We start from the raw sequence: 23,460 nt of genomic DNA, 5'->3' as shown, positions 1-23,460 counted from the left end.
CGCACGATGAGCGCGATCGAATACGAAATCAAAAATCCGAGCGAGCTTCGCCACGCCGAAGAGGCGGTGCGCATGGCGGATCTGGAAAACATGCGGCCGCTGCCGCGTATTTCCGTGCATGCCTTTTGCGAGAGCGAAGCGCTGCAGCAGGTCATGGAACGCTGCGCCAATGACCGGCGCATGGCCAAGGTCAGCATGCGCATCACCAGCGGCGGCATCGCCGCTGCCGCCAACATGTTCTCAGGCGCCCCGACGCCGAACCTGATCATCCTGGAGACCAAGGCGAATTCCGGGAGCCTGCTCGGCGAACTGGCGCCGCTCGCCGCCGTCTGCGATCCGACAACCAAGGTGGTGATCGTCGGCTATTACAATGATATCGGGCTCTATCGCGAACTCATCCGCAACGGTATTTCCGAATATATGGTCCAGCCCGTCGCGATGCCCGATATTCTGGCGTCGATGGCTTCGATCTTCGTCGATCCCGAAGCCGAGCCGCTCGGCCGCAGTATCGCCTTTATCGGCTCGAAAGGCGGCACCGGCGCTTCGACCATCGCGCATAATTGCGCCTTCGGCATTTCCAATCTCTTCTCCACCGAGACGATCCTGGCCGATCTCGACCTGCCCTATGGCACGGCGAACATCGACTTCGATCAGGATCCGGCGCTCGGCATCGCCGAAGCGGTCTTCGCGCCCGATCGTCTCGACGAGGTCTTCCTCGACCGTCTGCTGACGAAATGCTCCGCGCATCTCTCCCTGCTGGCGGCACCCTCGCTGCTCGACCGCGCCTATGATTTCGACGGCCAGGCTTTCCAGCCGGTGCTCGATGTCCTGCAGCGCAGCGCGCCCGTCACCGTGCTCGACGTTCCGCATGCATGGTCGGAATGGACACGCTCGGTGCTGTCGAGCGTCGACGAAGTGGTCATCACCGCGGTTCCCGATCTCGCCAACCTGCGCAATGCCAAGAACATGCTGGATGCGTTGCGCAAGATGCGGCCGAACGACAAGCCGCCGCATCTCGTCCTCAACCAGGTCGGCATGCCGAAACGCCCGGAGATTTCACCGTCGGATTTCTGTGAGCCTCTGGAGATCGATCCGATCGCGATCATCCCCTTCGACATCAATCTTTTCGGCAACGCTGCCAACAGCGGCCGGATGATCTCTGAGGTCGACCCGAAATCGCCGACGGCGGAGACCTTTTCGCAGATATCGCACGTCGTCACCGGCCGTGTCGCGATAAGGAAGGCGAAGAAGGGCGGCCTGCTGGGCCTCCTGAAGCGCAAGTAGCAAGCAGAACAAGCAGATTGGATTAAGCGGCATGTTTGGAAAACGCGGAAATGAAGGTTCCGGAAAGGTCGGAGGGGCAATTGCTCCCCCGCCGCCGGCTCCGGCTGCCGCCCCTGCGGCCGCTGCTCCCTCCATTCTGGTCGAACCCTCGCGTGAGCCCGCACGCCAGCAGGTGACGCCACCGCCGATGCAGACGCCGCAGCGCAAGCGCCCTGTTCGCACCGACGAATATTACGACACCAAGGCGCAGGTCTTTTCCGCACTGATCGATACGATCGATCTCTCCCAGCTTTCCAAGCTAGACGGCGAAAGCGCGCGCGAGGAAATCCGCGACATCGTCAACGACATCATCACCATCAAGAACTTTGCGATGTCGATCTCCGAGCAGGAAGAGCTGCTCGAGGATATCTGCAACGATGTGCTCGGCTACGGTCCGCTGGAGCCGTTGCTGGCGCGCGACGATATCGCCGACATCATGGTCAACGGCGCCGGCCAGACGTTCATCGAAGTCGGCGGTAAGACGATCGAATCGGAGATCCGGTTCCGCGACAATGCGCAGCTTCTCTCGATCTGCCAGCGCATCGTCAGCCAGGTCGGCCGCCGCGTCGACGAATCGAGCCCGATCTGCGACGCCCGCCTGCCCGATGGCTCCCGCGTCAACGTCATCGCGCCGCCGCTGTCGATCGACGGGCCGGCACTCACCATCCGCAAATTCAAGAAGGACAAGCTGACGCTTGATCAGCTCGTCCGTTTCGGCGCGATCACGGCTGAAGGTGCGACCGTGCTGCAGATCATCGGCCGCGTGCGCTGCAATGTCGTCATTTCGGGCGGCACCGGCTCGGGCAAGACGACGCTGCTGAACTGCCTCACAAACTATATCGACAGGGACGAACGCGTCATCACCTGCGAGGATACGGCAGAACTGCAGCTGCAGCAGCCGCATGTCGTACGCTTGGAAACACGCCCGCCGAATATCGAAGGCGAGGGCGAGATTACCATGCGCGATCTCGTCAAGAACTGCCTGCGTATGCGCCCCGAGCGCATCATCGTCGGCGAAGTGCGCGGACCTGAAGTTTTCGACCTGCTGCAGGCGATGAATACCGGTCACGACGGCTCGATGGGCACCATCCACGCCAACACGCCGCGCGAATGCCTGAGCCGTATCGAATCGATGATTGCCATGGGCGGCTTCACCCTGCCGGCAAAGACGGTGCGCGAGATCATCTCCAGCTCGGTTGATGTGATCGTCCAGGCGGCGCGCCTTCGCGACGGTTCGCGCCGCATCACTCAGATCACCGAGGTGATCGGCATGGAAGGCGACGTCATCATCACCCAGGACCTGATGCGTTACGAGATCGAAGGCGAGGATGCCGGCGGCCGCCTGATCGGCCGGCATATGTCGACCGGCGTCGGCAAGCCGCATTTCTGGGATCGCGCCCGCTACTTCAACGAGGAAAAGCGTCTGGCCGCCGCCCTCGACGCGATGGAAGCGAAAACGAAGGATTAGCGAGATGTTCGGGTTCGATCCGATAGTGCTGGCAATTGTCGTCCTCGCCGCCGTCGCCGCGGCGGCGGTCGCCTATGCGCTGATGTATTCCCGGATCGAGGCCGACAAGAAATCGGCAAGCCGCATCGACCGCGTCAAATCGGCCGAAAGCGACCGGGTGAAGGTCAAGGCTGCCCGAGACCGGGTGCAGGAAATGTCGAAGCGCCGGAAATCGGTGCAGGACAATCTCAAGGATCTGGAAAAGCGCCAGCACGAAAAGACCAAGAAGACCCTGTCGATGAAATCCCGGCTGGAGCAGGCCGGTCTGGCGGTCACGGTCGGGAGATTCTATCTGATCAGTGCCGTCTTCGCCTGCGTGCTGCTGCTCATGGCCTTCATCATCGGCATGTCGCCGATGGTGATGATCGGTATTGCCGTCGTCGCCGGTCTCGGCCTGCCGCGCTGGATCGTCGGTTTCCTGATCAAGCGCCGCCAGAACAAGTTCCTCAACGAGCTCCCCAATGCGCTTGACGTCATCACCCGCTCGATCAAATCGGGTCTGCCGCTCAACGATGCGATCCGCCTAATCGCCACCGAAGGCACAGAGCCGGTCAAGAGCGAGTTCCGGCGGGTGATCGAGGCACAGCAGGTCGGCCTCAGCATTCCCGACGCCTGCGCCCGCATGACGCTCCATATGCCGCTCCAGGAGGTCAACTTCTTCGCTATCGTCATCGCCATCCAGTCACAGGCCGGCGGCAATTTGTCGGAAGCGATCGGCAACCTCTCCAAGGTGCTGCGCGAGCGCCGGAAGATGAAGGCCAAGGTCTCGGCGCTTTCGATGGAAGCCAAGGCGTCGGCGGTCATCATCGGTGCGCTGCCCTTCATCGTCGCGACCCTCGTCTATCTGACGTCGCCAAGCTACATGATGATCCTTTTCACCGATCCGCGCGGACACCTCATCATGGGTATCTCGGCGATCTGGATGTCGATCGGCATCTTCGTCATGCGGAACATGGTCAATTTTGACATTTAGCCGGAAGGACGCACCATGTCGCAGGACCTTGCCGCAACCCTGACCAATCCAAGCATGCTGATCGCGCTCCTCGTGGCGATCGCGGTCTTCGCCACGTTTTATACGATCGCCGTCCCCTTCTTCGAACGGGGCGATCTCAACAAGCGTATGAAAGCCGTTTCGACCGAGCGCGAGCAGATCCGCGCGCGCGAACGCGCCCGCATGAACACCGAAACCGGCGCCGGCAAGGCATCGCTCAGGAGCCAGAACAATCGCTCGGTCCGCCAGATCGTCGAGCGCTTCAACCTGCGCAAGGCGCTCGTCGATGAGAATACGGTCAACAAGCTGCGTGCTGCCGGGTTTCGCTCGGAGAATGCGCTGAATACTTTCCTTGTGGCGCGTTTCCTGCTGCCCTTCCTCTTCCTGGCGCTTGCCGCCTTCTGGGTCTTCGGCCTCGGCAATCTCGCTGACAGGGGCACGCCCATCCGCCTGTTTGCCGTCATCGGCATCGGCTATCTCGGCTTCTACGCGCCGAACATCTATATCTCGAACCGTATGGGCAAGCGTCAGCACTCGATCAAACGCGCCTGGCCGGATGCGCTCGACCTGATGCTGATCTGCGTCGAATCCGGAATCTCGATCGAGGCGGCGATGCGTCGCGTGTCGGAAGAACTCGGCGAGCAGTCGCCGCCGCTCGCCGAGGAGATGGTGTTGACCACGGCCGAACTCTCCTTCCTGCCGGATCGCCGCGTGGCGCTCGACAATCTTGCCACGCGCACCCAGATCGAGCTGGTGCGCTCGGTCACTCAAGCGCTGATCCAGGCCGACCGCTACGGCACGCCGGTGGCGCAGGCGTTGCGCGTCCTCGCCCAGGAAGGACGCGACGAGCGCATGAACGAAGCGGAAAAGAAGGCGGCCGCCCTGCCGCCGAAACTGACGGTGCCGATGATCCTGTTCTTCCTGCCGGTGCTGATCGCCGTCATTCTCGGTCCGGCCGGCATCCAGGTGTCGGACAAGTTCTGAGCTCGCCGCCGTCCAAACCGGTTCCGATTTGAGGAAGAATGCAGTAGCCTTCGATCTCGAACGAGGGTTTTCGAATGTCTTCTGCAGGCGTTTTCATCAGCATCATGGCAGCGCTGGCGGTCGGCGCGATGAGCCCCGGCCCGAGCTTCGTCGTCGTCTCCAGGATTGCCATTTCGCGGTCCCGGCTGGACGGTCTCGCCGCCGCACTCGGCATGGGCGCCGGCGGGGTGGTTTTTGCCGTATTGGCGCTCGCCGGTCTGACCGCGCTGCTGTCGCAGTTCGAATGGCTCTATATCTTGCTCAAGGTCGCAGGCGGCGCCTATCTCATCTATATCGCCGTCAATATCTGGAGAGGTGCTGCGCAGCCGCTGGAGGTTTCCGACGCCGGCGATGACCGCCGCGCGCCGAGGCTGAGCTTCACGACCGCGCTGCTGACCCAGCTCAGCAACCCGAAGACCATCATCGTCTATGCCAGCCTCTTTGCAGCACTTCTGCCAAGGACGGTGCCGCTCGATCTGATGATTGCGCTGCCGCTCGGCGTCTTTGCGGTGGAAGCGGGGTGGTATTCGATCGTGGCGCTGGCCTTTTCGGCCCGCCATCCGCGGCGGCTCTATTTCGCGGCGAAGAGCTGGATCGACCGGGCCGCCGGTGCCGTCATGGGCGGCCTCGGACTTCGTCTCATTCTGTCGGGCCTGAGTGTCCGCTAAACCATCGTCAGTTGGTGTTGCTGGCGTCCGCGGCACCCGGCGTCTTGTCCTTGGCGGCAAGCTTCTGCCAGGAATTCTGCTGCGAGAGCATGCCGCGGAGATAGGCGACATTGGCATCGGCCTGCTGTGGCGAAAGTTCGCGCCGGGCGATCTGCTCGGCCTCCGGGAAACGTCCCTGCAGGCCGACGACGAGGGCAAGGTTCTGTCTGACGCGGCTGTCGGCGGTGGGCTGACTGGCGGCGGAGCGCAGATAGGTTTCGGCGGTGCGCAGATCGCCGGTCAGCACATAGGACATGCCGAGGTTGGAAAGGATCGAGGGCTCGTTCGGCTGGATGTCGAGCGCGTCGCGGTAGCGCTGCCGGGCATCGCTTGCCCGACCCATCTGATCGAGGATCGCGCCTTCGGCCGAGATCAGCTTCCAGTCCGGACGATCCGGTGTCTGGGCGCGGCCGATCGTGTCGAGCGCCTGCTGGAACTGGCCGGCCGCCGCCTGCGCCTTGCCGTAGGCGGCGAGCACGTTGCGGTCGGCGGGATTGCTGATCGCCACCTGCTGCATGACGGCGAGCGCCTGCGCGTCACGGCCGTTCATGCGCAGCAGATTGGCATAGTTGACGCCGGTGACCGGATCGCGCGGGTTCTTTTCGTAGGCCTGGCCGAGCCGGTCGGTTGCCGAGCGCAGCTCGGTCGCGTCCATCTCTTCAACCGGCTTGGTGAGCTTCGGCACCGAGCCGGTCGTCATCCGATCCTTGGTCGTCGAGCAGCCGGCAAGTGCCAGGACGATCAGCGATGCGGCAGCGCGCCTCAGGATACGATGGGTTAATGTGGTGGTGAGCGAGGCCGGCATGACGCGTTCCCTGGATTCCGAAATCGGCGCCTGACCTCGAACGCGGAACAGGGAAAGGTTTGACGCAATCTTCGCTCCAGCAATAGTCTGTTAACCCTAACAGACCGTTAAGGAGTGATTCCTTACGACCGCCGAAGGACAATCATGGCCCCCTATCAGTTCATCGAGAGACCGACCCCTTTCAACACGAAGGGCGGTTCGACGCTGCCGATCTTTGCCGTCACCCCTGCCCATATCGAGACCGGCACGATCGATCCGATCGCGCTCGATTGGGCGCAGAAGGCGGGCTACAAAGCCGAAAGCGGGTCGCTGCTGCTGATCCCGACGGCCGAAGGCCATCTCGGCGGCGCGCTTTTTGGCGTCGGCACCAATCCGTCCGAGCAGCCTTACATCACCGGCAGGCTCGCCCGGGCGCTGCCCGCCGGCGACTGGCACATCGAAACCGCACCGTTGACGGCAAATCGCCTGGCGCTCGGCTTTGGTCTCGGCAGCTATCGTTTCGACCGCTACAAATCCGAAAAATCGCCGGCGGCGACACTGATGATCCCCCGCGATGCCGACAGTGCCGACATCAAGCGCCAGCTCGCCGGCGTCTTTCTCGCCCGCGACCTCATCAATACGCCGACCAATGACATGGGGCCGAACCAGCTCGAAACCGTGTTCCGTGGTTTGGCTGCACATTACAAGGCAGAGGTATCGGTTATCACGGGCGACGAGCTGCTCGAGCAGAATTTCCCGCTGGTTCATACCGTCGGCCGCGCCAGCGCCGATGCGCCACGCCTTCTCGAACTGCGCTGGGGCAAGAAGGGTCATCGCAAGGTGACGCTCGTCGGCAAGGGCGTCTGCTTCGATACCGGCGGCCTCGATATCAAGCCCGCCGCCTCCATGCTGCTGATGAAGAAGGACATGGGTGGTGCCGCCAATGTCATGGGGCTTGCTCTGATGATCATGGACGCCAAGCTGAGGGTCGACCTGCGCGTCATCGTCCCCGTCGTCGAAAACGCCATCTCCTCCAATGCCTTCCGCCCCGGCGACATCTATAAGAGCCGCAAGGGCCTGACCGTCCAGATCGACAATACCGACGCCGAAGGCCGTCTGATCCTTGCCGATGCGCTTGCCTATGCCGACGAGGAAGAGCCCGATCTCCTGATCGACATGGCGACGCTGACGGGCGCTGCCCGCGTTGCGCTGGGTCCGGATCTCCCGCCCTTCTTCACCGATGACGCCAATCTGGCGCACGACCTGACCGAAGCGAGCCTGGAAACCGACGATCCGATCTGGCGGCTGCCGCTCTATGCCGGCTACGAAAAGGATATCCGCGCCAAATTCGCCGATCTCACCAACGCGCCGGCCGGCGGCATGGCGGGGGCGATCACCGCCGCACTTTTCCTCAAGCGTTTCGTCGGCAAGGCGAAGAGCTGGGCGCATTTCGACATTTACGGCTGGGCGCAGTCCGAGCGGCCGCATTCGCCGGGCGGCGGCGAAGCACAGGCAATCCGCGCGCTCTTCCATCATATCCGCGAGAGCCTCCGCTGACGGTGCAAACGAGGGCTGAGGGGCGGTCGCATATTGCCCGCGCTGCCGATCGTTAAAATTTTATTCACCCTGCCGGGCGGCAATTCCTGCCGCCTCTTGCATGTCCATGGCAACTGCCGGAAAATGAAACGTTAGCGTAACGATTTTCCGGAGGGGCCGTGCCGATCGAACTGACCGCCTCGCAGGCGCTGGGGCTCTGGCATGGCGTGGCGCTCGATCAGGTCCGCCACGATGACCGCGATTTGACGTTGCGCCAGATGGCGATCCTGCTGCATATTTATCTGGTGCCGCCGCCGCATACGGTGCGCGGGCTTGCCGCGACACTCGAGGTCACCAAGCCGGTCATTACCCGCGCCTTGGACACGATGGGTGAGATGGGCCTGGTCGATCGTGTGCGCGACGATGCCGACCGGCGCAGCGTGATCATCAAGCGCACCGTCGGCGGCGCGCTATACCTGGAAAAGCTCGGCGACCTCGTCCGTGATCAGGCCCGCCGGCTGCCGCTCTGAGAGGCCATTTGAAAGGCCATCTGAAAGGAAACTCAATGACGATGCTCGACCGCCGCCTGCATGCCTATCGGCCCGATCTCGCCGAAGCGCGGCTCGAAGGCAAGGTGGAGGCGTCGCGCTTCGTCGAAGGCGCCCCGGCCCGCGTCGCCATTCCGGTCGCGGCCTTGCGCCCCGAACCCGATCTTGCGCGTGGCATCGATACCGAGCTGCTTCTCGGCGAGGATGTGACGGTTTTCGATCGCGCCGCCGGCTGGTGCTGGGTGAAAGCCGCTTCGGACGGCTACGTCGGATATCTCCCTGCAGAGGCGCTGTCGCAAGGCCGTCCGGTGCCGACCCATATCGTCACCGTCCAGCGCACCTTCCTCTATCCGGAACCGGAGCTGCGCAAACCCCACCAGGCCATCCTGTCGATGGGAAGCCGCGTCCATGTCGCCGGCGAGGCCGAAGCGCGCGGCAATCGCTATGTCGTGCTCGAGGATGGAACCGCGATCTTCGCCAGGCACGTCCAGCCGATCGGCGCGCTCGATGCCGCCGATTACGTCGAGATTGCAGCCCGTTTCCTGGAGACGCCCTATCTCTGGGGCGGACGCTCCGGCCTTGGCATCGATTGCTCCGGTCTCGTCCAGCTGGCGATGCTGATGACGGGCAGAGACGCGCCGCGCGATACCGACATGCAGGCAGCCGGCCTCGGCCGGCCGATCGACCGTTCCGAAATCCGCCGCGGCGACCTGGTGTTCTGGAAGGGCCATGTCGCCGTCTTCGAGGATCCGGAAACCATCCTCCACGCCAACGGCCACAGCATGACGGTGGCGCGCGAGAATTTCGAGGCTGCCGTCAAGCGCATCGGCTGGCTTTACGAGCAGCCGACCGGTTACCGCCGTCCGATCGGCTGATCAGGGTCGCGTCTCGCGCGGGTCGAGAAGGTCGCGCAAGCCGTCGCCAAGCATGTTGAAACCGAAGACTGCGAGCGCGATGGCAAGACCGGGCAGGATCGCCAGCCAGGGCGCGAGCGCCAGATAGGTTTGCGCCTCGGCCAGCATCCGTCCCCAGCTCGGCGCCGGCGGCGCCATGCCGAGCCCGAGGAAACTGAGACCGGCTTCGGTCAGGATCGCCAGCCCCAGCTGGATGGCGCCGTGCACGATAATCTGGCTGATGATGTTCGGCAGCACGTGGCGCAGCGAAATGGTCAGGCGCGTATTGCCGAGTGCGCGCGCCGCCATAACATAGTCGCGGCTCCACGCCTGCAGCGAGGTTGCCAGTGTCACCCGTGCAAAGACCGGGATCATGAAGACGGCGATCGCGGTGATTGCCGTGAAACGCCCGGGCCCGAGAAAGGCGCCGAGCACCATGGCCGACAGGATCGGCGGCAGTGCGAAGATGACGTCGCAGATGCGCGTCAGCAGCGCTTCGAAAGGGCCGCGAATTGCCGCCGCGGAAATGCCGGCGATCGAGCCGAGCGTCCCGCCGACCGCAACCGCCGTGACGGTGATCGACAGCGAATTCCAGCATCCCGCCATCAGCATCGACAGCACGTCGCGGCCGAACTGATCGGTGCCGAGCAGGCCGAAGGCAAGCGGCGGCTGCAGCTTATGGATGATCTGCATTTTCGCCGGCGGTAGCGGCGTCCAGACGAGCGATAGAAGCGCAACGGCAAACAGCAGGCCGATAATCACGGCTCCGGAAACCAGGTTCATTCTCCGGCTAAGTTTAAGGTCGCGGCGGCCGGCAACGGCGGTGGAAACGACGGGAGCCATGTCTCAAACCGCCTTTCTCATCCTGGGATCGATCGTGAGGTAAGAGAGATCGACGATGAAATTCACCAGGATGACGAGGGCGGCGAAGAACAGCACGACGTCCTGCATGACGATGATGTCGCGCTGGGAGAGCGCCTGCAGCGCCAACCGCCCGAGGCCGGGCAGGTTGAAGACGTTTTCCACCAGCACCGCGCCGGCGACGAGAAAGGTGAATTGCAGCCCGATCATGGTGAGGATCGGGATCAGCGCGTTCGGCACGATATGCCGCCACAGCACGGCACCGCGCGAAAGCCCCTTGGCGACGGCTGTGCGGGCAAAATCCTCATGCAGCGTCTCGAGCACTGCCGAGCGCGCCACCCGCGTCAACACGCCGGCCTGCGGCATCGCCAGCGCGACGGCCGGCATGACAAGCGCCTGCAACGCCGGCAGAAGGCCGGCACTCCAGCCCGGAAAGCCGCCGGCCGGCATCAGCCCGAGCATCGTCGAAAACAGGATGATCAGCAGCAGCGCCCCCCAGAAGGCGGGCACGGCAATGCTGACCTGCGAAAACAGCGTTGCGATGATGCCGAAGAGACCGCCGCGACGCGACGCAGCCAGCGCCCCGAGCGGCAGGGCAATCGCCACCGAAAGCACGACCGCCATTAGCGCCAGCGGCAGCGTCACCGCCAGCCTCTCGACAATCAGCCCGGCGACCGGAACGCCATAGGTGTAGGAATTGCCGATATCGCCGGAGAATAGGCCGGCCAGCCATCGCCCGTAACGCAGGATGAGCGGCTGATCGAGCCCGAGATCATGCCGCAGCGCCGCCAAGGTCTCCGGGCTTGCCGAGGTGCCGAGCATGATCGAGGCGGGATCGCCGGGCAGGAGATCCATGACGGCGAAGATCAGCAGTGAGACGATGACGAGCGTGACGAGGAGGCCGGCGAAGCGGCGGGCGAGGAGTGCGATCATGCGGGCCACGCTGGCGGGATGGCGCTGCGGCTCTCCGATGCGCTGGCGGTGGGTTTGGCGAGAAGGCCAACCCCACTCTCCGTCCTCCTCGGCCTTGAGCCGAGGATCCATGCCGCGGCTGCTCGTGGGTGCCGTGTGGATGCTCGGCTCAAGGCCGAGCATGACGGAGGGTGGGGCGGGCGGAAGGAGCTCTCCGAGGCGCCGGTACTAGGAGCGCCATCCGCCTGCGAAATCAAACAATGCCAACGCAGGTTGAACTGACTTTGCGAGATAGGGGAAAGGCTGTGCCCTATATCGGCCAAATACATGCCGGATCTCTCCAAGGTCTTCTGCATCCCCATCAGGGCCGCCTCACTCCTCCCACGAAACCCCGGACAACACATTGGACGGGATCGGCTCGTTCTCCCACAGCCCCTTCAGCTTCCTATCCCAGACCCCGAGTTTCGGCATGACGAAGAGGTAGAGCGCCGGCACGTCTTCGGCGAGAATCTTCTGCGCCTCGCCATAGATCGCATTCTGCGCGGCGGGATCGGTCGTCTCCTGGACCTTCTTCATCAGCGCGTTGAAGACTGGGTTTTTGTAATTGAAATAATAGGGATCGCGCCCGTAGATGTCGATGTCGAGCGGCTCGGCATGGGCGACGATGGTCATGTCGAAGTTGCGGTCCTTCATGATGTCCTGGACCCATTTCGCCGGAAATTCGGTCGGCTCGATATTCATCGTCACGCCGATCTCGGCAAACATCGCCTGCATCACCTCGGCGCTGCGCGGCGCATAGGCCATCTGCGGCGATTTGATCGTGAAGGTGAAGCCGTTGGGATAGCCGGCTTCGGCAAGCAGCGCTTTCGCCTTCTCGACGTCATAGGGAAGCACGCCGGTCATATCCTGATAGCCGGGATCGTTCGGCGTGTAATGGCTGCCGATCGGCGTGCCGAGGCCGGACCATGCACCGTCGATCACCGTCTTGCGGTCGATCGCCATCATCAGCGCCTGGCGCACGCGCTTGTCGTCGAACGGCTTCCTGGCATTGTTCATGCCGGCGACGACCTTGAGCTCGGTATTGCCGATCCGGGTGACGAGCCTGGTATCACCGTCGAAGGAGCTCATCAGCTCGGGTGCTGCAAATTCCGGAAAGGCATCGAGATCGCCGGATTTCAGCGCAGCCGCCTGCGCCTGCGGATCGGCGATGAAACGGAAGGTCACCTTGTCGAGCTTGGCGGCCGCAGCCTTGTTCCAGTAATCGGCATTCTTTTCCAACTCGACCTTGTCGCCCTTCGCCCAGCCGACGAATTTGAAGGGGCCGGTGCCGACCGGCGTCACCTTGTCGCCGGCGGCCGTCTTCGGCGCGACCATCACCGAAGCCGGCCAGCCGAGCCAGTAGATCAGGCTGCCGGTCGGCGTCGAGAGATGCAGCACCAGCGTTTCGGCATCGGGCGTATCGATCGAGGCGATCGAGGCGAAGAAGCGCTTCTGCGGATTGACCGAATCCGCGCCGCGGGCGCGGTCGAGCGAAAATTTGGCGCTCGCCGCATCGAAGGCCTCGCCGTCATGGAATCTGACGCCGCTCTGCAGCTTGAGCGTATAGGTCAGGCCATCGGGCGAAATCTCCCAGTTTTTCGCCAGCTGCGGCCGGATCTTGCCGGCCTGGTCGATCGTCACCAGTCCCTCGAACACATTCTGCCAGGTCACCTGGCCGATCGCCACCGGCGCCGCGATCGTCGGGTCGAGGCCGGTCGGCTCGACGCTCATGCCGAGGGTGAGGGTGGTCTTGGCCGCCTCGGCCGGCGCCATCGCCGCCATCACCAGTCCGGCCGTGAGCGCAGCCCTGAGGGAGATCTGCCGAGCGAAGCGCGCCGAAGGCGCGAAGAAAACCTTGATCATCATGTCCCTGTCTGGCTGCGCTCGAGGCGAAGCCTTTCACCAATAGGCTGTAGCCTACCCAGCGCACACATTATGATGATTTCTGATGGCCGGTGTAGCCAAAACAGCTACACAATAAATCCGCTGCAAATGCAAGCGTCAGTCTTTGACGTCCATGCGTTGGCGCATGAAGTTTTCTATGAAGTCGACCAGGGTCGCCGCCGCAAAAGACAGCTGCCGGTCCGGCGCGACGCAGAGGTCGACATGGGTGCGAATGCCGGTCTTGCCGGCAAGCGGGATGGCGCGCAGCTGGTTGGTTTCGATCTCGCGGCGAACGGCAAGCGCCGGCAGTAACGTGGCGGCAGCCCCGCTGAGGACCAGCTCCTTCAGCATCTCGATCGAACTCGTGACGAAAACGGGATCGAGATCCACTCCCTCCTTTTCGATCAGCGCGTCGAAGGCCTGACGGAAGCCAAAGGAATGCTCCGGCAGCGCCAGCGGGTAGTCGGCAAGTCTCTTCAAGGGGATATCGGGCAGCGCCGCAGCCGGATGCTGCGGCGCGACGATAAGATCATAGGCGATCTCGGAACGCAGCCGGACCTTGGTGCCTGACATGACCGGCGCAAACAGCGTCACGGCGATATCCGCCGCAGCGCTGCTGACGGCGTCGACGGCCTGCCGTGCACTGCTGATCGTCACCGTAAAGCGCAGCTTTGGATATTTCAGGCTGAATTCCGCAAGCACCGGCGCCAGCAGGCTGGTGAGTGTGGCGCCATTGGCATAGATGCTGACATGGCCGTGTTGCAGACCCTTCAAGTCTTCGATCAGCTGCTGCACGTGATCGAGTTCGCGCAGCGTCCGGCCGGCGCGGGCGGCAAGCAGTTCGCCGGCAGCCGTCAGCTTGACACCGCGGGAGCTGCGCTCGACCAGCGGCGCGCCGAAATGAGATTCGAGGTTTTCGATCTGCCGGCTGATCGCCGTCGGCGCCACATTGAGATTTTCGGCCGCCTGGCGCATCGAATTGGTCCTGACCAGCTCGTCGAAATACATCAGCGCCCGGATCTGCATTCACGTCTCTCCGCCATTCTGTCCGGGTCGGACCCTATTCAATCATTGACCGTCGGCATAGCGGTCGCGCCATGCCTTTTGCGCGCCCCCGGCCGGCAGCGCGGTGGCCGCGTAGACGCCGCGGGCGATCGCCCGCGCCATGACGATGGTGGCAAGATGGCAAAGCTCCATCAGGCTCGCCATGTCGTCTCGGCGATATCTGGCCGTCGAAGCGGCAAAAATCGTATCGCCGTCGAGCGGCAGGTGCGCCGGCAGCAGCGCCCGGGCAAGACCGTCGTGGCCGGCCACCGAAAGCCGGTGCGCCTCGGCCTTGGTCAGCTGTGCGTCGGTCACCACTGCGCCGATCGTCGTTGCCGGCGTATTCATCCCCTTGAGCCGCATCCTGTGATCGGCCACCGCAGGCATGCCGAGCCCGCCGAATTCTGCGTCTTTCTCGAAGGGGGCTGCCCAGAAATGCGGCCCGTCGCCGATCGTTGCCGAGCCGAGCGCATTGACGGCGACGATTGCCGCGACGCGATGCCCGGCGCTGCTGACGGCGCTCGCCGAGCCGAGCCCGCCCTTGACGGTGGCCGTCGTCGCCCCTGTCCCGGCGCCCGCGGTGCCGAGCGCGAAGGCGCCCTTGGCGGCGGCTTTCAGTGCCGCATAGCCCATGTCGCGATAGGGTGAGTGCAGCCCCCAATCCTTATTCCCGCCATTCAGCAGGTCCATCAGGATCGCCTGCGGCACGATCGGTATGCGCACCGGCCCGACCGCGAAGCCGCGGCCGAGTTCGCGCAATCCGGCCTGCACGCCGCCAGCGGCATCCAGCCCGAAAGCGGAGCCGCCGGAGAGCACGAAGGCATCGACGGCGTTGACGGTCATCGACGGATCGAGCAGGCCGGTGTCGCGCCCGCCCGGCGCGCCGCCGAGCACCGTGCCGGAGGCGACGGCCGGCGCATCGAAGACGATGACCGTGACACCGGAACCGAGCGCAAGGTCGGTCGCATGGCCGACGGAAACGCCGTCGATATCGGTGATGAGGTTGAGAAGATCGGGCAAGGGCGGATCCTTATGCGGATAGGCCGCCGATAGGACTGCAATTGTCCTCAAAAAACAAGACCGGCCCCAAATGGCGGGACCGGTCGGACATCGGGAAAAGCCGTGAATGCGATGCCGGCCTCATGCCCTCAGGCATGAAGCGGCTTCGGATGACGGCGGGTCATCAGATCGTGGATGGCCAGCCGCACCTCGTCAGGCGAGCCGAAACGCTGCTCGTCGAGGTCGTGGACATGAAACTTCACGGCGATGAATTTCAGCCGGTCTTCATCGGGAATGACGATCCCGACGGGAACGCCTGCATATTCGATAACTTGCTTCTTCATAGATAGAACTCCTGCCGCGCGACATGCGCAGCCATGGCGAATTGACTTGTCTGGTACCGTTGAAAGGAGGACGAACGTCACATTCGACAGTTCGGGCGGGAGAGGGCGCCCGGACGGTCATTGCCAAGCACAGATCGCCCAAGGTCGGCGAGAATATCGATGTCTATCATGCTCGTTCCTTGCGTTGGCGTTGCACTTGAGAGGTCCCGGAAGAGCCCGGGGCCGGCGATGGCTGCCATTGATAATCTACTAACTTGGTAGAGATTAACCTGTAGCCTGTCAGAAACATATTCCGAAACGTGTCAAAATATCGACGATCGGAAAAAATTCATTCCATCCCAGCCGAAGTTTACGGAAAGAAACATATCAGCTCTTCGTAAAATTCGCATGACAGAATCGAAACTCTTTCGATCGCCGCAGCAGAGATAGGAAGCCCGGCTGATTCAGGCAATGGGCCGTTTCATTAAAAATCGGAATGCCTCGAAATGACCGATTTGGTTAAGACCGCAAGCCCTTGTCACCAGCCTTCGTCGAGCACCTTTTCCAGCATGTCCGCAAAGAAATCCGCGCTGTCGATGCTGAGGCAGAGCGGCGGTTTGATCTTCAGCACATTTTGGTGATCGCCGGTCGGCTGCATGATGACACCGAGGCTCAGCAGCCGGTCGCAGATGGCCGCCGTCTCTTCGGTCGCCGGCTCCAGCGTCGTTCTGTCGCGGACGAATTCGAGGCCGAGATAGAGGCCCATGCCGTGCACGGCGCCGGCGATCGGGTGGCGGTCGATCAGTGCGGCAAGCCGCGCCTTCAGATGATCGCCGACCTCTCGCGCATTTTCCTGCAGTTTCTCCTCGGCCATGATGTCGAGAACCGTCATGCCGGCGACGCAGCTGACCGGGCTGCCGCCGGTGGAGGAAAAGAACGTGCCCTCCTTCTCCAGCGACCGAGCGATTTCCCGGGTGGTGATGACGGCGCCGAGCGGATGGCCGTTGCCCATGCCCTTGGCGACGGTGACGATGTCGGGCACGACCCCTTGCTGCTCGAAGCCCCAGAAATAATGCCCAAGCCTGGAATAACCGACCTGCACCTCATCGGCGATGCAGAGGCCGCCGCGGGCGCGCACCTCAGCATAGACCTGGGTGAGATACCCGTCCGGCAGCGGGATGCCGCCGGCATTGCCGTAGACCGATTCGCAGATGAAGCCGGCAAGGCCCTCGCCGCCGGCGTCGATCGCCTCCAGCACCGGCGTTATCGCGCCGAGATAGCCGGCGGCCGTATCGGGGCCGCGGAATGCGCCGCGATAGGTATTCGGCGACACGACCGCATGCACCCAGTCCGGCCGGGTGGTCAGCGCCTCAGGATTGTCGGCGATCGAGGTGGAAACGGCGTCGCTTACCGACGACCAGCCATGATAGGCTTCGAGCAGGCAGAGCATGTTGCGCGCGCCGCTGTGAGCCTGCGCCAGCCGGATCGCCAGATCGTTCGCCTCCGAGCCGCTGTTGACCAGGAAGACCGCGTCGAGCCCGTCCGGTAAAAGTGCTGCGAGCCGTTCGGAAAATTCCGTGATCGCGGCATAGTGGAAGCGTGAGTTGGTGTTGAGCCGCAGCCATTGGGCATTGATCGCCGCCGCAAGCTTGGGATGGCCATGGCCGAGAATGGAGACATTGTTGACCATATCGAGATAGGCGCGGCCCTCGACATCGAACAGATGCTCCTTCCAGCCGCGCTCGATCTGCGGCGGCGCCGCGTAATAATTCTTCTGCGCCCCTGCCAGATGCGCCTGCCGCCTGGCGAGCAGCGCAGCGGTTTCAGGTTTCGGTGCATCGGCTCCAGGGCCGAGAAGCGGCGAGGGCGAAGGGCAGAGCATCGACCAGGCCGCCGTCTCGCGCGGCGTGGCAAAGAGCGGCGGCTCCAGCCCCGCGAGGCTGCAAAGCTGGACGCGCAGTCCGCCGAGCGACGAAGCCTCGCCGACGACCGTGCCGAGCGGGTCGCCGCCGGCAAGCTCGGCGCCATCCTCGACCGAGGGGTCGAGCCCGTCGAGGTGCAGGGTCGTTCCGTCGCCGGTCAGTGTCAGATGCTGGTCCTTCCAGCCGATGCGGCCGGCAAAGGGCGCGGCAACCGCGCTGCCGGCGGCAAGGCATATATCGATATGCAGGGCGCAGGTCGCCTGTCTGCCGGCGGTTCCCGCCCGGGACAGCCGATATTCGCCGTAGCGCGTCGCCGCCGTGCCGTTTTCGGTCGCAGCCCGGGCAAGCAGCCGCCAGTCCATATCGGCATTCAGCCAGTTGCCGGCGGAAAAATGCGGGCTCCGCACCCCGAGATCGACATAGGCGATCCCGGCGGGATCGATGTCGGGCAGCAGCGGCAGCCATTCCGATGTTTCCGGGGCGGCGACATCGCCGCCGGCGGCCTGGAGGATTGCTGCTTCCATCAATTCGAAGGGAACCGACATCGCCGTATCGAAGATCGCCCGCTCGCGATCGAGATTGCCGCGGACATAGTCGTTGTCGGGATCGACCGAAATCTGCTGCTCGCTGCTGGCGACGAGAATGACCGCGCGGGCGACGATCAATGGCCAGAGCGCCTTCAATTCCTCCTCGGTCAGCGGATAGATCGCTTGATAGGCGGTGACGGCAGGCAGGATATGAAAAGGGTCGCCCTCGGCATGATGCAGCAGCGAGGCGCAGGTGACGGCGAGGTCGCCGACCAGCCAGCCGCGGATGATGTCGCCGAAATCGATCACTCCGTCGGGAATGATTTGGCCATGGGCACTGCGATGACCGACGACATTATCGCCGGTGACGTCGTGATGCACCGCCTGCAGCCGAAGCGACGGCGCCAAGGGCTGGATGCGGCGAACGGCCATCACCATGGTCTTGGCGATCCGGTCGCGCGCGGCACTGTCGGTGATGGCGGAAAGCAGTTGCACCGCGACCGGCCCGGCCCGCCTCAGATCCCATTGCAGGCTGCGGTCGAGGCCGGGATGGTTGAAATCGGCAAGCGCCTGCGCCAGCTTGGCGCAGAGCGCGCCGAGCGCCGCAACGGAAGCCGGCGCCAGGTAGGTCAGTTCCGTCAGCCCCTGGCCTTCCAGATATTCCAGCAGCCGGACTTGGTAGCCCTGCCCGCGCACCGTCAGCACGACGATCTCCCGCCCCTCATTGCTGGCAATCACATTGGGAACGCGTGGCGCATCCTGCTTGCCCTTGAGGTGATGGATCGCTGCATTCTGCGCTTCGAGTTCGCGGGTCTCGTAAGCGGCATGGCAGATCTTCAGGACGTAGCGGCCGCGATCGCTATCGACGCGGTAGTTCCGATCCTGCTGACTGCCGAGTTCGGTGATGGTGCCTGACAGGCTGTAATGGGCAAGAAGGATCTCTTCCGCGTCGGCAACGGTCACGTTGGGACGCGGCAGCGACATGCGATCAACAAGCGCCTCGTCGGTCATGACACCCCTCCCGCAGCATGATTCGATTACCTATTGAAGGCGATAATCAAATACTTGCTGCTGGCAGGCAACGGGAGATTGTCGTTTGCCAGCAAAACAGATGTGGGTCTCGACCGCGTTCAACCCATGCGTTCGGAAGCGTAGCTGCCCGGGCTTGCCGGGAAGACGACGGTGCGGTTGCCGTTGATGAAGGTGCGATGGTGGATATGGGCGTGGATGGCGCGGGCCAGCACCTGGCTTTCGACGTCGCGGCCGATCGAGACGTAGTCGTCGGGCGACTGCGCATGGGTGATGCGGGCCGTGTCCTGCTCGATGATCGGGCCTTCGTCGAGATCGGCGGTGACGTAATGGGCGGTGGCCCCGATCAGCTTGACGCCGCGGCCATAGGCCTGCTTGTAGGGATTGGCGCCCTTGAAGCTCGGCAGGAAGGAATGGTGGATGTTGATGATCTTGCCCGACATCTTCTGGCACATCTCGTCCGACAGGATCTGCATGTAGCGGGCAAGCACGATCAGCTCGGTGCCGGTCTGCTCGGCCACCTCCATGATATGGGCTTCGGCCTGCACCTTGTTGGCCTTGGTGACCGGAATATGGTGGAAGGGGATGTCGTGGTTGACGACGACCTTCTGGTAGTCGAAATGGTTGGAGACGACGCCGACGATGTCGATCGGCAGGGCGCCGATCTTCCAGCGGTAGAGCAGGTCGTTGAGACAATGGCCGAAGCGCGACACCATCAGCAGCACCTTCATGCGCTTCTCGCTGTCGTGAAATTCGTAGTCCATCTCGAATGGTGCGGCGACGGCGGCAAAATCGGCGCCGATCTCCGTGCCGGAAAGTCCCTCTTCCGAAATGAAGGAGACGCGCATGAAGAACTTGCCGGTATCGAGATCGTCGAACTGCGAGCTGTCGATGATGTTGCAGCCCTTCTGCGCCAGATAGCTCGAAATCGCCGCAACGATGCCGCGCGTCGATGTACAGGATACCGTCAATACATAGCTTCTCATGTCTCTCCCTCTTCCCTCTTCAAGGCCGCCGCCGTGCTTAGATCAAAGCCCGGGCCGCGAACAGGCCGGTGCGCTTTCATTCATGCGACAAATTGCAAGGCAAACCATCATGCTTCTGCAAATTCTCTCACGCTGGGCCTAGCTTAGGAGAAGTTACGCGGAAAACTGTGCCGCCAGCGCCGCCGGGATGCGTATTCTCGCCTCAGCTGTCGATTTTAGGCCGGCGGGCGGCCCGCCATCGCGACCTTACGGCGGGGCGTGGTGATTTCGTGGATGATGGCGCCGCCGATCGACGAGAGCACCAGCGACAGGATCACGAACAGCACCGGCTGCTGCAGGATACCGATCGGCAGGCGGTCGGCGGCGACCCTCAGGAATGCAAGCGTGAAGGCGTGGGTGATATAGATGCTGTAGGAGCAGTCGCCGAGATAGTTCAGCCATGTGAGGACCGGCAGCCTGGAAAAATCGATGGAGACCGCGCCATAGACGATGAAGATCGCCGGGATCCCCCAGGCGTAGAACCGGCTTGCCGGCGGCATCAGCGCCTCGTTGATGAGGAGGAACGCAAAGCCGATGGCCAGTGCGGCCCATGCCCAGCGGTTCGGCAGAAGCACCTTCTGCCGGTAGAGCCAGCCGAGCACGGCGCCGGCAAGGAATTCCAGGATGATCGGCTCGCCGTAGAACCGGGTGGCCGTCGTTTCCGGCAGCAGCCGGCAGGCGATCAGGATGGCGGCGAAGACGGCAAACATGGCCGGGATGCGGCGGGCTTCCGAGAGCGGCAGCAGCAGCGCGAAGACAAGATAGAAAAACATCTCGTAGTTCAGCGTCCAGCCCGGCACGACGACGGGGGTGATCGTGCTCGGATCGGCGGCATTGGCCCATGGCAGAAAGAACAGCGAGGCGATCGCATGCGGCAGGTCGAACACTGTCGATTTCAGCAGTGAAGGGGCCACCAGCGCCACGACAGCCGAAAACAGCGTTGCCAGCCAATAGAGTGGGACGATGCGTTTGATGCGCCGGCGGGCGAAATCGATGGGGCTCACCGCCCGTCCGCTCGTCGTCAGCCACATGACGAGACCGCTGAGCACGAAGAAGATGTCGACACCGGTCTCACCGTAGACGAAGGCAGTGGCGTCGACCGCCGGATTGACCTTGGCAAGCTGCAGGATCGCGTGGAAATAGACGACCATCAGCGCCGCGATAGCGCGCAGATATTGAAGCTGGACAAGCATCTGGCGTCTTGCTCCTCGGGTCGCGCGGGCGCCGTGCCGCTGCGGTCAACTCTCTACATCCGCCGCACGATCCTGCCGGAGGCGCGGGCTGTCGTGGAAGCGCATATATCCGACGACGAACCACAGGAGCCCGGCGATCTTCATCGAGAAAACGGCGGTTCCCCCGATCATCATATTCAGAAAAATGAAAAGAGAAAGTGAATGGGCGCAACGCCGCTGCGCCGCCGTGCGCCCGGCGGGAAAGAGGCAGACGAACAGCCAGAGGGCGATGACGCCGAAGATCGTCGCCGCGTAGATCAGGTAGACATAGCCGCTGTCGGCGAATTCGGCGACCCGGTCGACCGAAAGCCCGAGGACGGCGAGCGGATCAAGCTCCATGATCTTCTTCATCGTCAGGTTGATACGGCCGGTGAAATTGTCGCCGGTCGCATTGGGCTTCAGGGTGTAGACGAGGAAGCCGGCAGCGACGATCAGCGGCATCAGCGCCAGATTGAAATTCCTCGGGATCTTCGGAAAGACGAAATAGCCGACGATGCAGGCAAAGCAGAAGATCAGCATCGTGCGCGTATCGTTCGTCACCAGGATCAGCACCGCCGTGCCGACGAACAGCAGCCGGTCCCAGCGGCCTATTCTTTCCCACATGGAAATCAGATAGATCGCGATCACGCCGCAGAAATTGGCGAGCGACACCTGCTCGAGGAAGATCGAGGATGATCGGTGGTCGATGATGCCGAAGGAGAAACGCTCGGGAAAACCGAGCGCGTTCTGGAACAGGCCCGTCGTGTTGTAGCTCAGCGGCAGCAGCCCGCGCGTATTGGCGAAATAATCGGACGGATGCACGATGCTGACAAAAAACGGCACGCTGACGATCTCGAAGATCAGGAAGATCATCACGGCAAGGCTCGCCCAGCGGAAGGCGAGCTTCATCGTTTTCTCGTTGCTCCAGCCGCCGAGGCCGGTAAAGCAGAAGATGATCAGCACGTTGCGGAAATGATCGACGAACAGCATGCGGTTGAGCGCGCTGACATAGATGGTCACCACAAGCGTGAACAGCAGGAACAGGAAAGCCGGCAGATCGGTCTCGTAGATCCCCTTGTGCAGGATGTAGATGAGGGCGCTCGCCATGATCAGCCCTTCGCTGGCGGCGACATGCGTCATCGAGAGCGGCATGATGTTGTGGTTGATGAAGGCGAGAATGCCGTTGTAGAGCACCGACAGCAGGCCGAGCCAGAGCAGGGGATAATCGGTCCGCGACCCTGCGCCGGCTGCACTGCCGGCTACAGAGAAAGCTGCCTTCTGGTCGACGGCCGCCACCGTCACTTCCCCGCCGGCTTGACGCTGGCGCAGGCGCCGGCTCTGGCTTTTGCCGAACTGGCGAGGAGCCGCATCTGCGGCCGCTCAGTGCCCTTTTGCGGCTGGACGTTGAACGGCTCGTCGGCGGGCCACCATTCGCCCGCGGCCCAATAGGACCAGCCGAGCCAGGCGTCGCCATTATCGGACATGGTGGCATAGATCTCGGTCAGTCCGCTCATGCAGTCCTTGTCGGCAGCGGCGCCGAATTCGCCGAGAAAGCCGCGCTTGTGGTTCTTCTTCAGCCAGGCGGTGACGCCGGCGATCGCTTCGGCAGCGGCGGGGGCACCCTCGCAGGTCGGATGGGTTCCGGAAGAATCGATGTCGAGATACTGGTGGACCTCATAGGCGTAGAAGTCGAGCGGATCGCGCACGCCGAGCATCACCGTGCCGTTGGCGCCGCCGATCACATCCTTCTCCCAGCTGTGAGCGCCGCTCCAGGCGGTGCCCGGCACCAGGATGAGGTTGCGGGCGCCGACGGCGCGGATGCTGCGGATCGCCGCATTGGCGGCATCGAGCCAGTCCGTCGCCTTGATATCGTGCGGCTCGTTCATCAGGCCGAAGAGAACGCCGTCCTGATTGGCGAATTCGACCGCAAGCCTTGCCCAGAAATCACCGAAGGCGGCGTCCGTCGCCGGCGCCGTGCCGACCTGCGTCTTGTCGTAATAGCCGAAATTATGCGGGTCGAGCAGCACGGCCATGCCGTGCTTGCGGATCAGGCCGACCGTATCGTTGATCCGTTTGAGTTCGTCCTCGTCGAGCCGTCCGCCGAGTGCCGGCTGCAGCCGCTCCCAGCGGAAGGGCAGCCGGATGATCGACATGCCCTTTTTGGCAAAATAGCCGATCGTGTCTTCACTGGGATAGGTATAGTTCGTGCCGTAGATGCCGTCGCGATCGCCATATTCGCCGCCGGAAAGATTGACGCCGCGATAACAGGGCGCGTCGGCCGCAAGGGTCGGCGAGGGGACGAGAGCGGCCGCAAGCAGCAGCGCCGTCAGATGTCGTCTCGTCCTCATCGCTACCCTCGTAATCCCGGCAAA

General features: G+C 63.1%; 20 protein-coding genes. 8 read left to right on the top strand and 12 right to left on the bottom strand.

The window, feature by feature from the left end:
• The first annotated feature begins 6 nt into the window (after nucleotides 1-6).
• From QMO80_RS11895 to QMO80_RS11875, 5 genes are all read left to right on the top strand, one after another.
• Nucleotides 7-1,284, top strand: a complete 1,278-nt coding sequence (locus QMO80_RS11895) for a CpaE family protein (RefSeq protein WP_283196795.1) — start codon at nucleotides 7-9, stop codon at nucleotides 1,282-1,284.
• A gap of 31 nt (nucleotides 1,285-1,315) precedes the next feature.
• Entirely contained in the window at nucleotides 1,316-2,791 is a 1,476-nt protein-coding gene (locus QMO80_RS11890) for a CpaF family protein (protein ID WP_064835829.1), read from the top strand.
• Between the two features lie 4 nt (nucleotides 2,792-2,795).
• Nucleotides 2,796-3,803 (top strand): type II secretion system F family protein, encoded by a 1,008-nt coding sequence (locus QMO80_RS11885; protein WP_283196794.1) that lies wholly within the window; start codon nucleotides 2,796-2,798, stop codon nucleotides 3,801-3,803.
• A 15-nt stretch (nucleotides 3,804-3,818) separates the two neighbouring features.
• Nucleotides 3,819-4,805 (top strand): type II secretion system F family protein, encoded by a 987-nt coding sequence (locus QMO80_RS11880; protein WP_283196793.1) that lies wholly within the window; start codon nucleotides 3,819-3,821, stop codon nucleotides 4,803-4,805.
• Nucleotides 4,806-4,879: 74 nt separating this feature from the next.
• Nucleotides 4,880-5,512, top strand: coding sequence for a LysE family translocator (locus QMO80_RS11875; RefSeq protein ID WP_283196792.1), 633 nt, complete (start codon nucleotides 4,880-4,882; stop codon nucleotides 5,510-5,512).
• A gap of 7 nt (nucleotides 5,513-5,519) precedes the next feature.
• Here QMO80_RS11875 and QMO80_RS11870 read toward each other — a convergent pair whose 3' ends face one another.
• Nucleotides 5,520-6,356 (bottom strand): tetratricopeptide repeat protein, encoded by an 837-nt coding sequence (locus QMO80_RS11870; protein ID WP_283196791.1) that lies wholly within the window; start codon nucleotides 6,354-6,356, stop codon nucleotides 5,520-5,522.
• A gap of 144 nt (nucleotides 6,357-6,500) precedes the next feature.
• Between QMO80_RS11870 and QMO80_RS11865 the strand changes: the two genes are divergently transcribed.
• From QMO80_RS11865 to QMO80_RS11855, 3 genes are all read left to right on the top strand, one after another.
• Nucleotides 6,501-7,892 carry a M17 family metallopeptidase gene (locus tag QMO80_RS11865; protein WP_283196790.1) on the top strand — a complete coding sequence of 464 codons (1,392 nt, stop codon included), beginning with the start codon at nucleotides 6,501-6,503 and terminating at the stop codon, nucleotides 7,890-7,892.
• 158 nt (nucleotides 7,893-8,050) lie between these two features.
• Nucleotides 8,051-8,401 carry a MarR family transcriptional regulator gene (locus QMO80_RS11860; RefSeq protein WP_007634042.1) on the top strand — a complete coding sequence of 117 codons (351 nt, stop codon included), beginning with the start codon at nucleotides 8,051-8,053 and terminating at the stop codon, nucleotides 8,399-8,401.
• Between the two features lie 35 nt (nucleotides 8,402-8,436).
• Nucleotides 8,437-9,294, top strand: coding sequence for an NlpC/P60 family protein (locus QMO80_RS11855; RefSeq protein ID WP_283196789.1), 858 nt, complete (start codon nucleotides 8,437-8,439; stop codon nucleotides 9,292-9,294).
• Here the strand turns inward: QMO80_RS11855 and QMO80_RS11850 are convergent, their stop codons facing one another.
• The 11 genes from QMO80_RS11850 to QMO80_RS11800 form a co-directional block, all read right to left on the bottom strand.
• A complete protein-coding gene (locus QMO80_RS11850) occupies nucleotides 9,295-10,155 on the bottom strand; it encodes an ABC transporter permease (RefSeq protein WP_283196788.1) in 861 nt (286 codons plus the stop codon).
• Nucleotides 10,156-10,158: 3 nt separating this feature from the next.
• The gene (locus tag QMO80_RS11845) at nucleotides 10,159-11,106 is read right to left on the bottom strand and encodes an ABC transporter permease (protein ID WP_283200174.1); all 948 of its coding nucleotides are present in this window, start codon (nucleotides 11,104-11,106) and stop codon (nucleotides 10,159-10,161) included.
• 351 nt (nucleotides 11,107-11,457) lie between these two features.
• Entirely contained in the window at nucleotides 11,458-12,987 is a 1,530-nt protein-coding gene (locus QMO80_RS11840; protein WP_283200173.1) for an ABC transporter substrate-binding protein, read from the bottom strand.
• Nucleotides 12,988-13,125: 138 nt separating this feature from the next.
• A complete protein-coding gene (locus tag QMO80_RS11835; RefSeq protein ID WP_283196787.1) occupies nucleotides 13,126-14,034 on the bottom strand; it encodes a LysR family transcriptional regulator in 909 nt (302 codons plus the stop codon).
• Nucleotides 14,035-14,076: 42 nt separating this feature from the next.
• The gene (locus QMO80_RS11830) at nucleotides 14,077-15,072 is read right to left on the bottom strand and encodes a P1 family peptidase (protein ID WP_283196786.1); all 996 of its coding nucleotides are present in this window, start codon (nucleotides 15,070-15,072) and stop codon (nucleotides 14,077-14,079) included.
• 128 nt (nucleotides 15,073-15,200) lie between these two features.
• Nucleotides 15,201-15,395, bottom strand: coding sequence for a hypothetical protein (locus QMO80_RS11825; RefSeq protein ID WP_003544544.1), 195 nt, complete (start codon nucleotides 15,393-15,395; stop codon nucleotides 15,201-15,203).
• Nucleotides 15,396-15,912: 517 nt separating this feature from the next.
• A complete protein-coding gene (locus QMO80_RS11820) occupies nucleotides 15,913-18,834 on the bottom strand; it encodes an aminotransferase (protein WP_283196785.1) in 2,922 nt (973 codons plus the stop codon).
• Nucleotides 18,835-18,953: 119 nt separating this feature from the next.
• Nucleotides 18,954-19,838, bottom strand: coding sequence for a formyltetrahydrofolate deformylase (gene purU / locus QMO80_RS11815; RefSeq protein WP_283196784.1), 885 nt, complete (start codon nucleotides 19,836-19,838; stop codon nucleotides 18,954-18,956).
• A 215-nt stretch (nucleotides 19,839-20,053) separates the two neighbouring features.
• Entirely contained in the window at nucleotides 20,054-21,070 is a 1,017-nt protein-coding gene (locus QMO80_RS11810) for an acyltransferase (RefSeq protein WP_283196783.1), read from the bottom strand.
• A 45-nt stretch (nucleotides 21,071-21,115) separates the two neighbouring features.
• The gene (locus QMO80_RS11805; RefSeq protein WP_283196782.1) at nucleotides 21,116-22,384 is read right to left on the bottom strand and encodes a hypothetical protein; all 1,269 of its coding nucleotides are present in this window, start codon (nucleotides 22,382-22,384) and stop codon (nucleotides 21,116-21,118) included.
• Nucleotides 22,385-22,386: 2 nt separating this feature from the next.
• Entirely contained in the window at nucleotides 22,387-23,436 is a 1,050-nt protein-coding gene (locus tag QMO80_RS11800; protein WP_283196781.1) for a glycoside hydrolase family 5 protein, read from the bottom strand.
• Between the last annotated feature and the right edge of the window lie 24 nt (nucleotides 23,437-23,460).

Origin of the sequence: Rhizobium sp. BT03 (assembly GCF_030053155.1) — a bacterium.
Lineage (GTDB): Bacteria > Pseudomonadota > Alphaproteobacteria > Rhizobiales > Rhizobiaceae > Rhizobium.
Note: the sequence above shows the minus strand (reverse complement) of the source record. Positions and strands in the feature narration are given on the sequence as shown.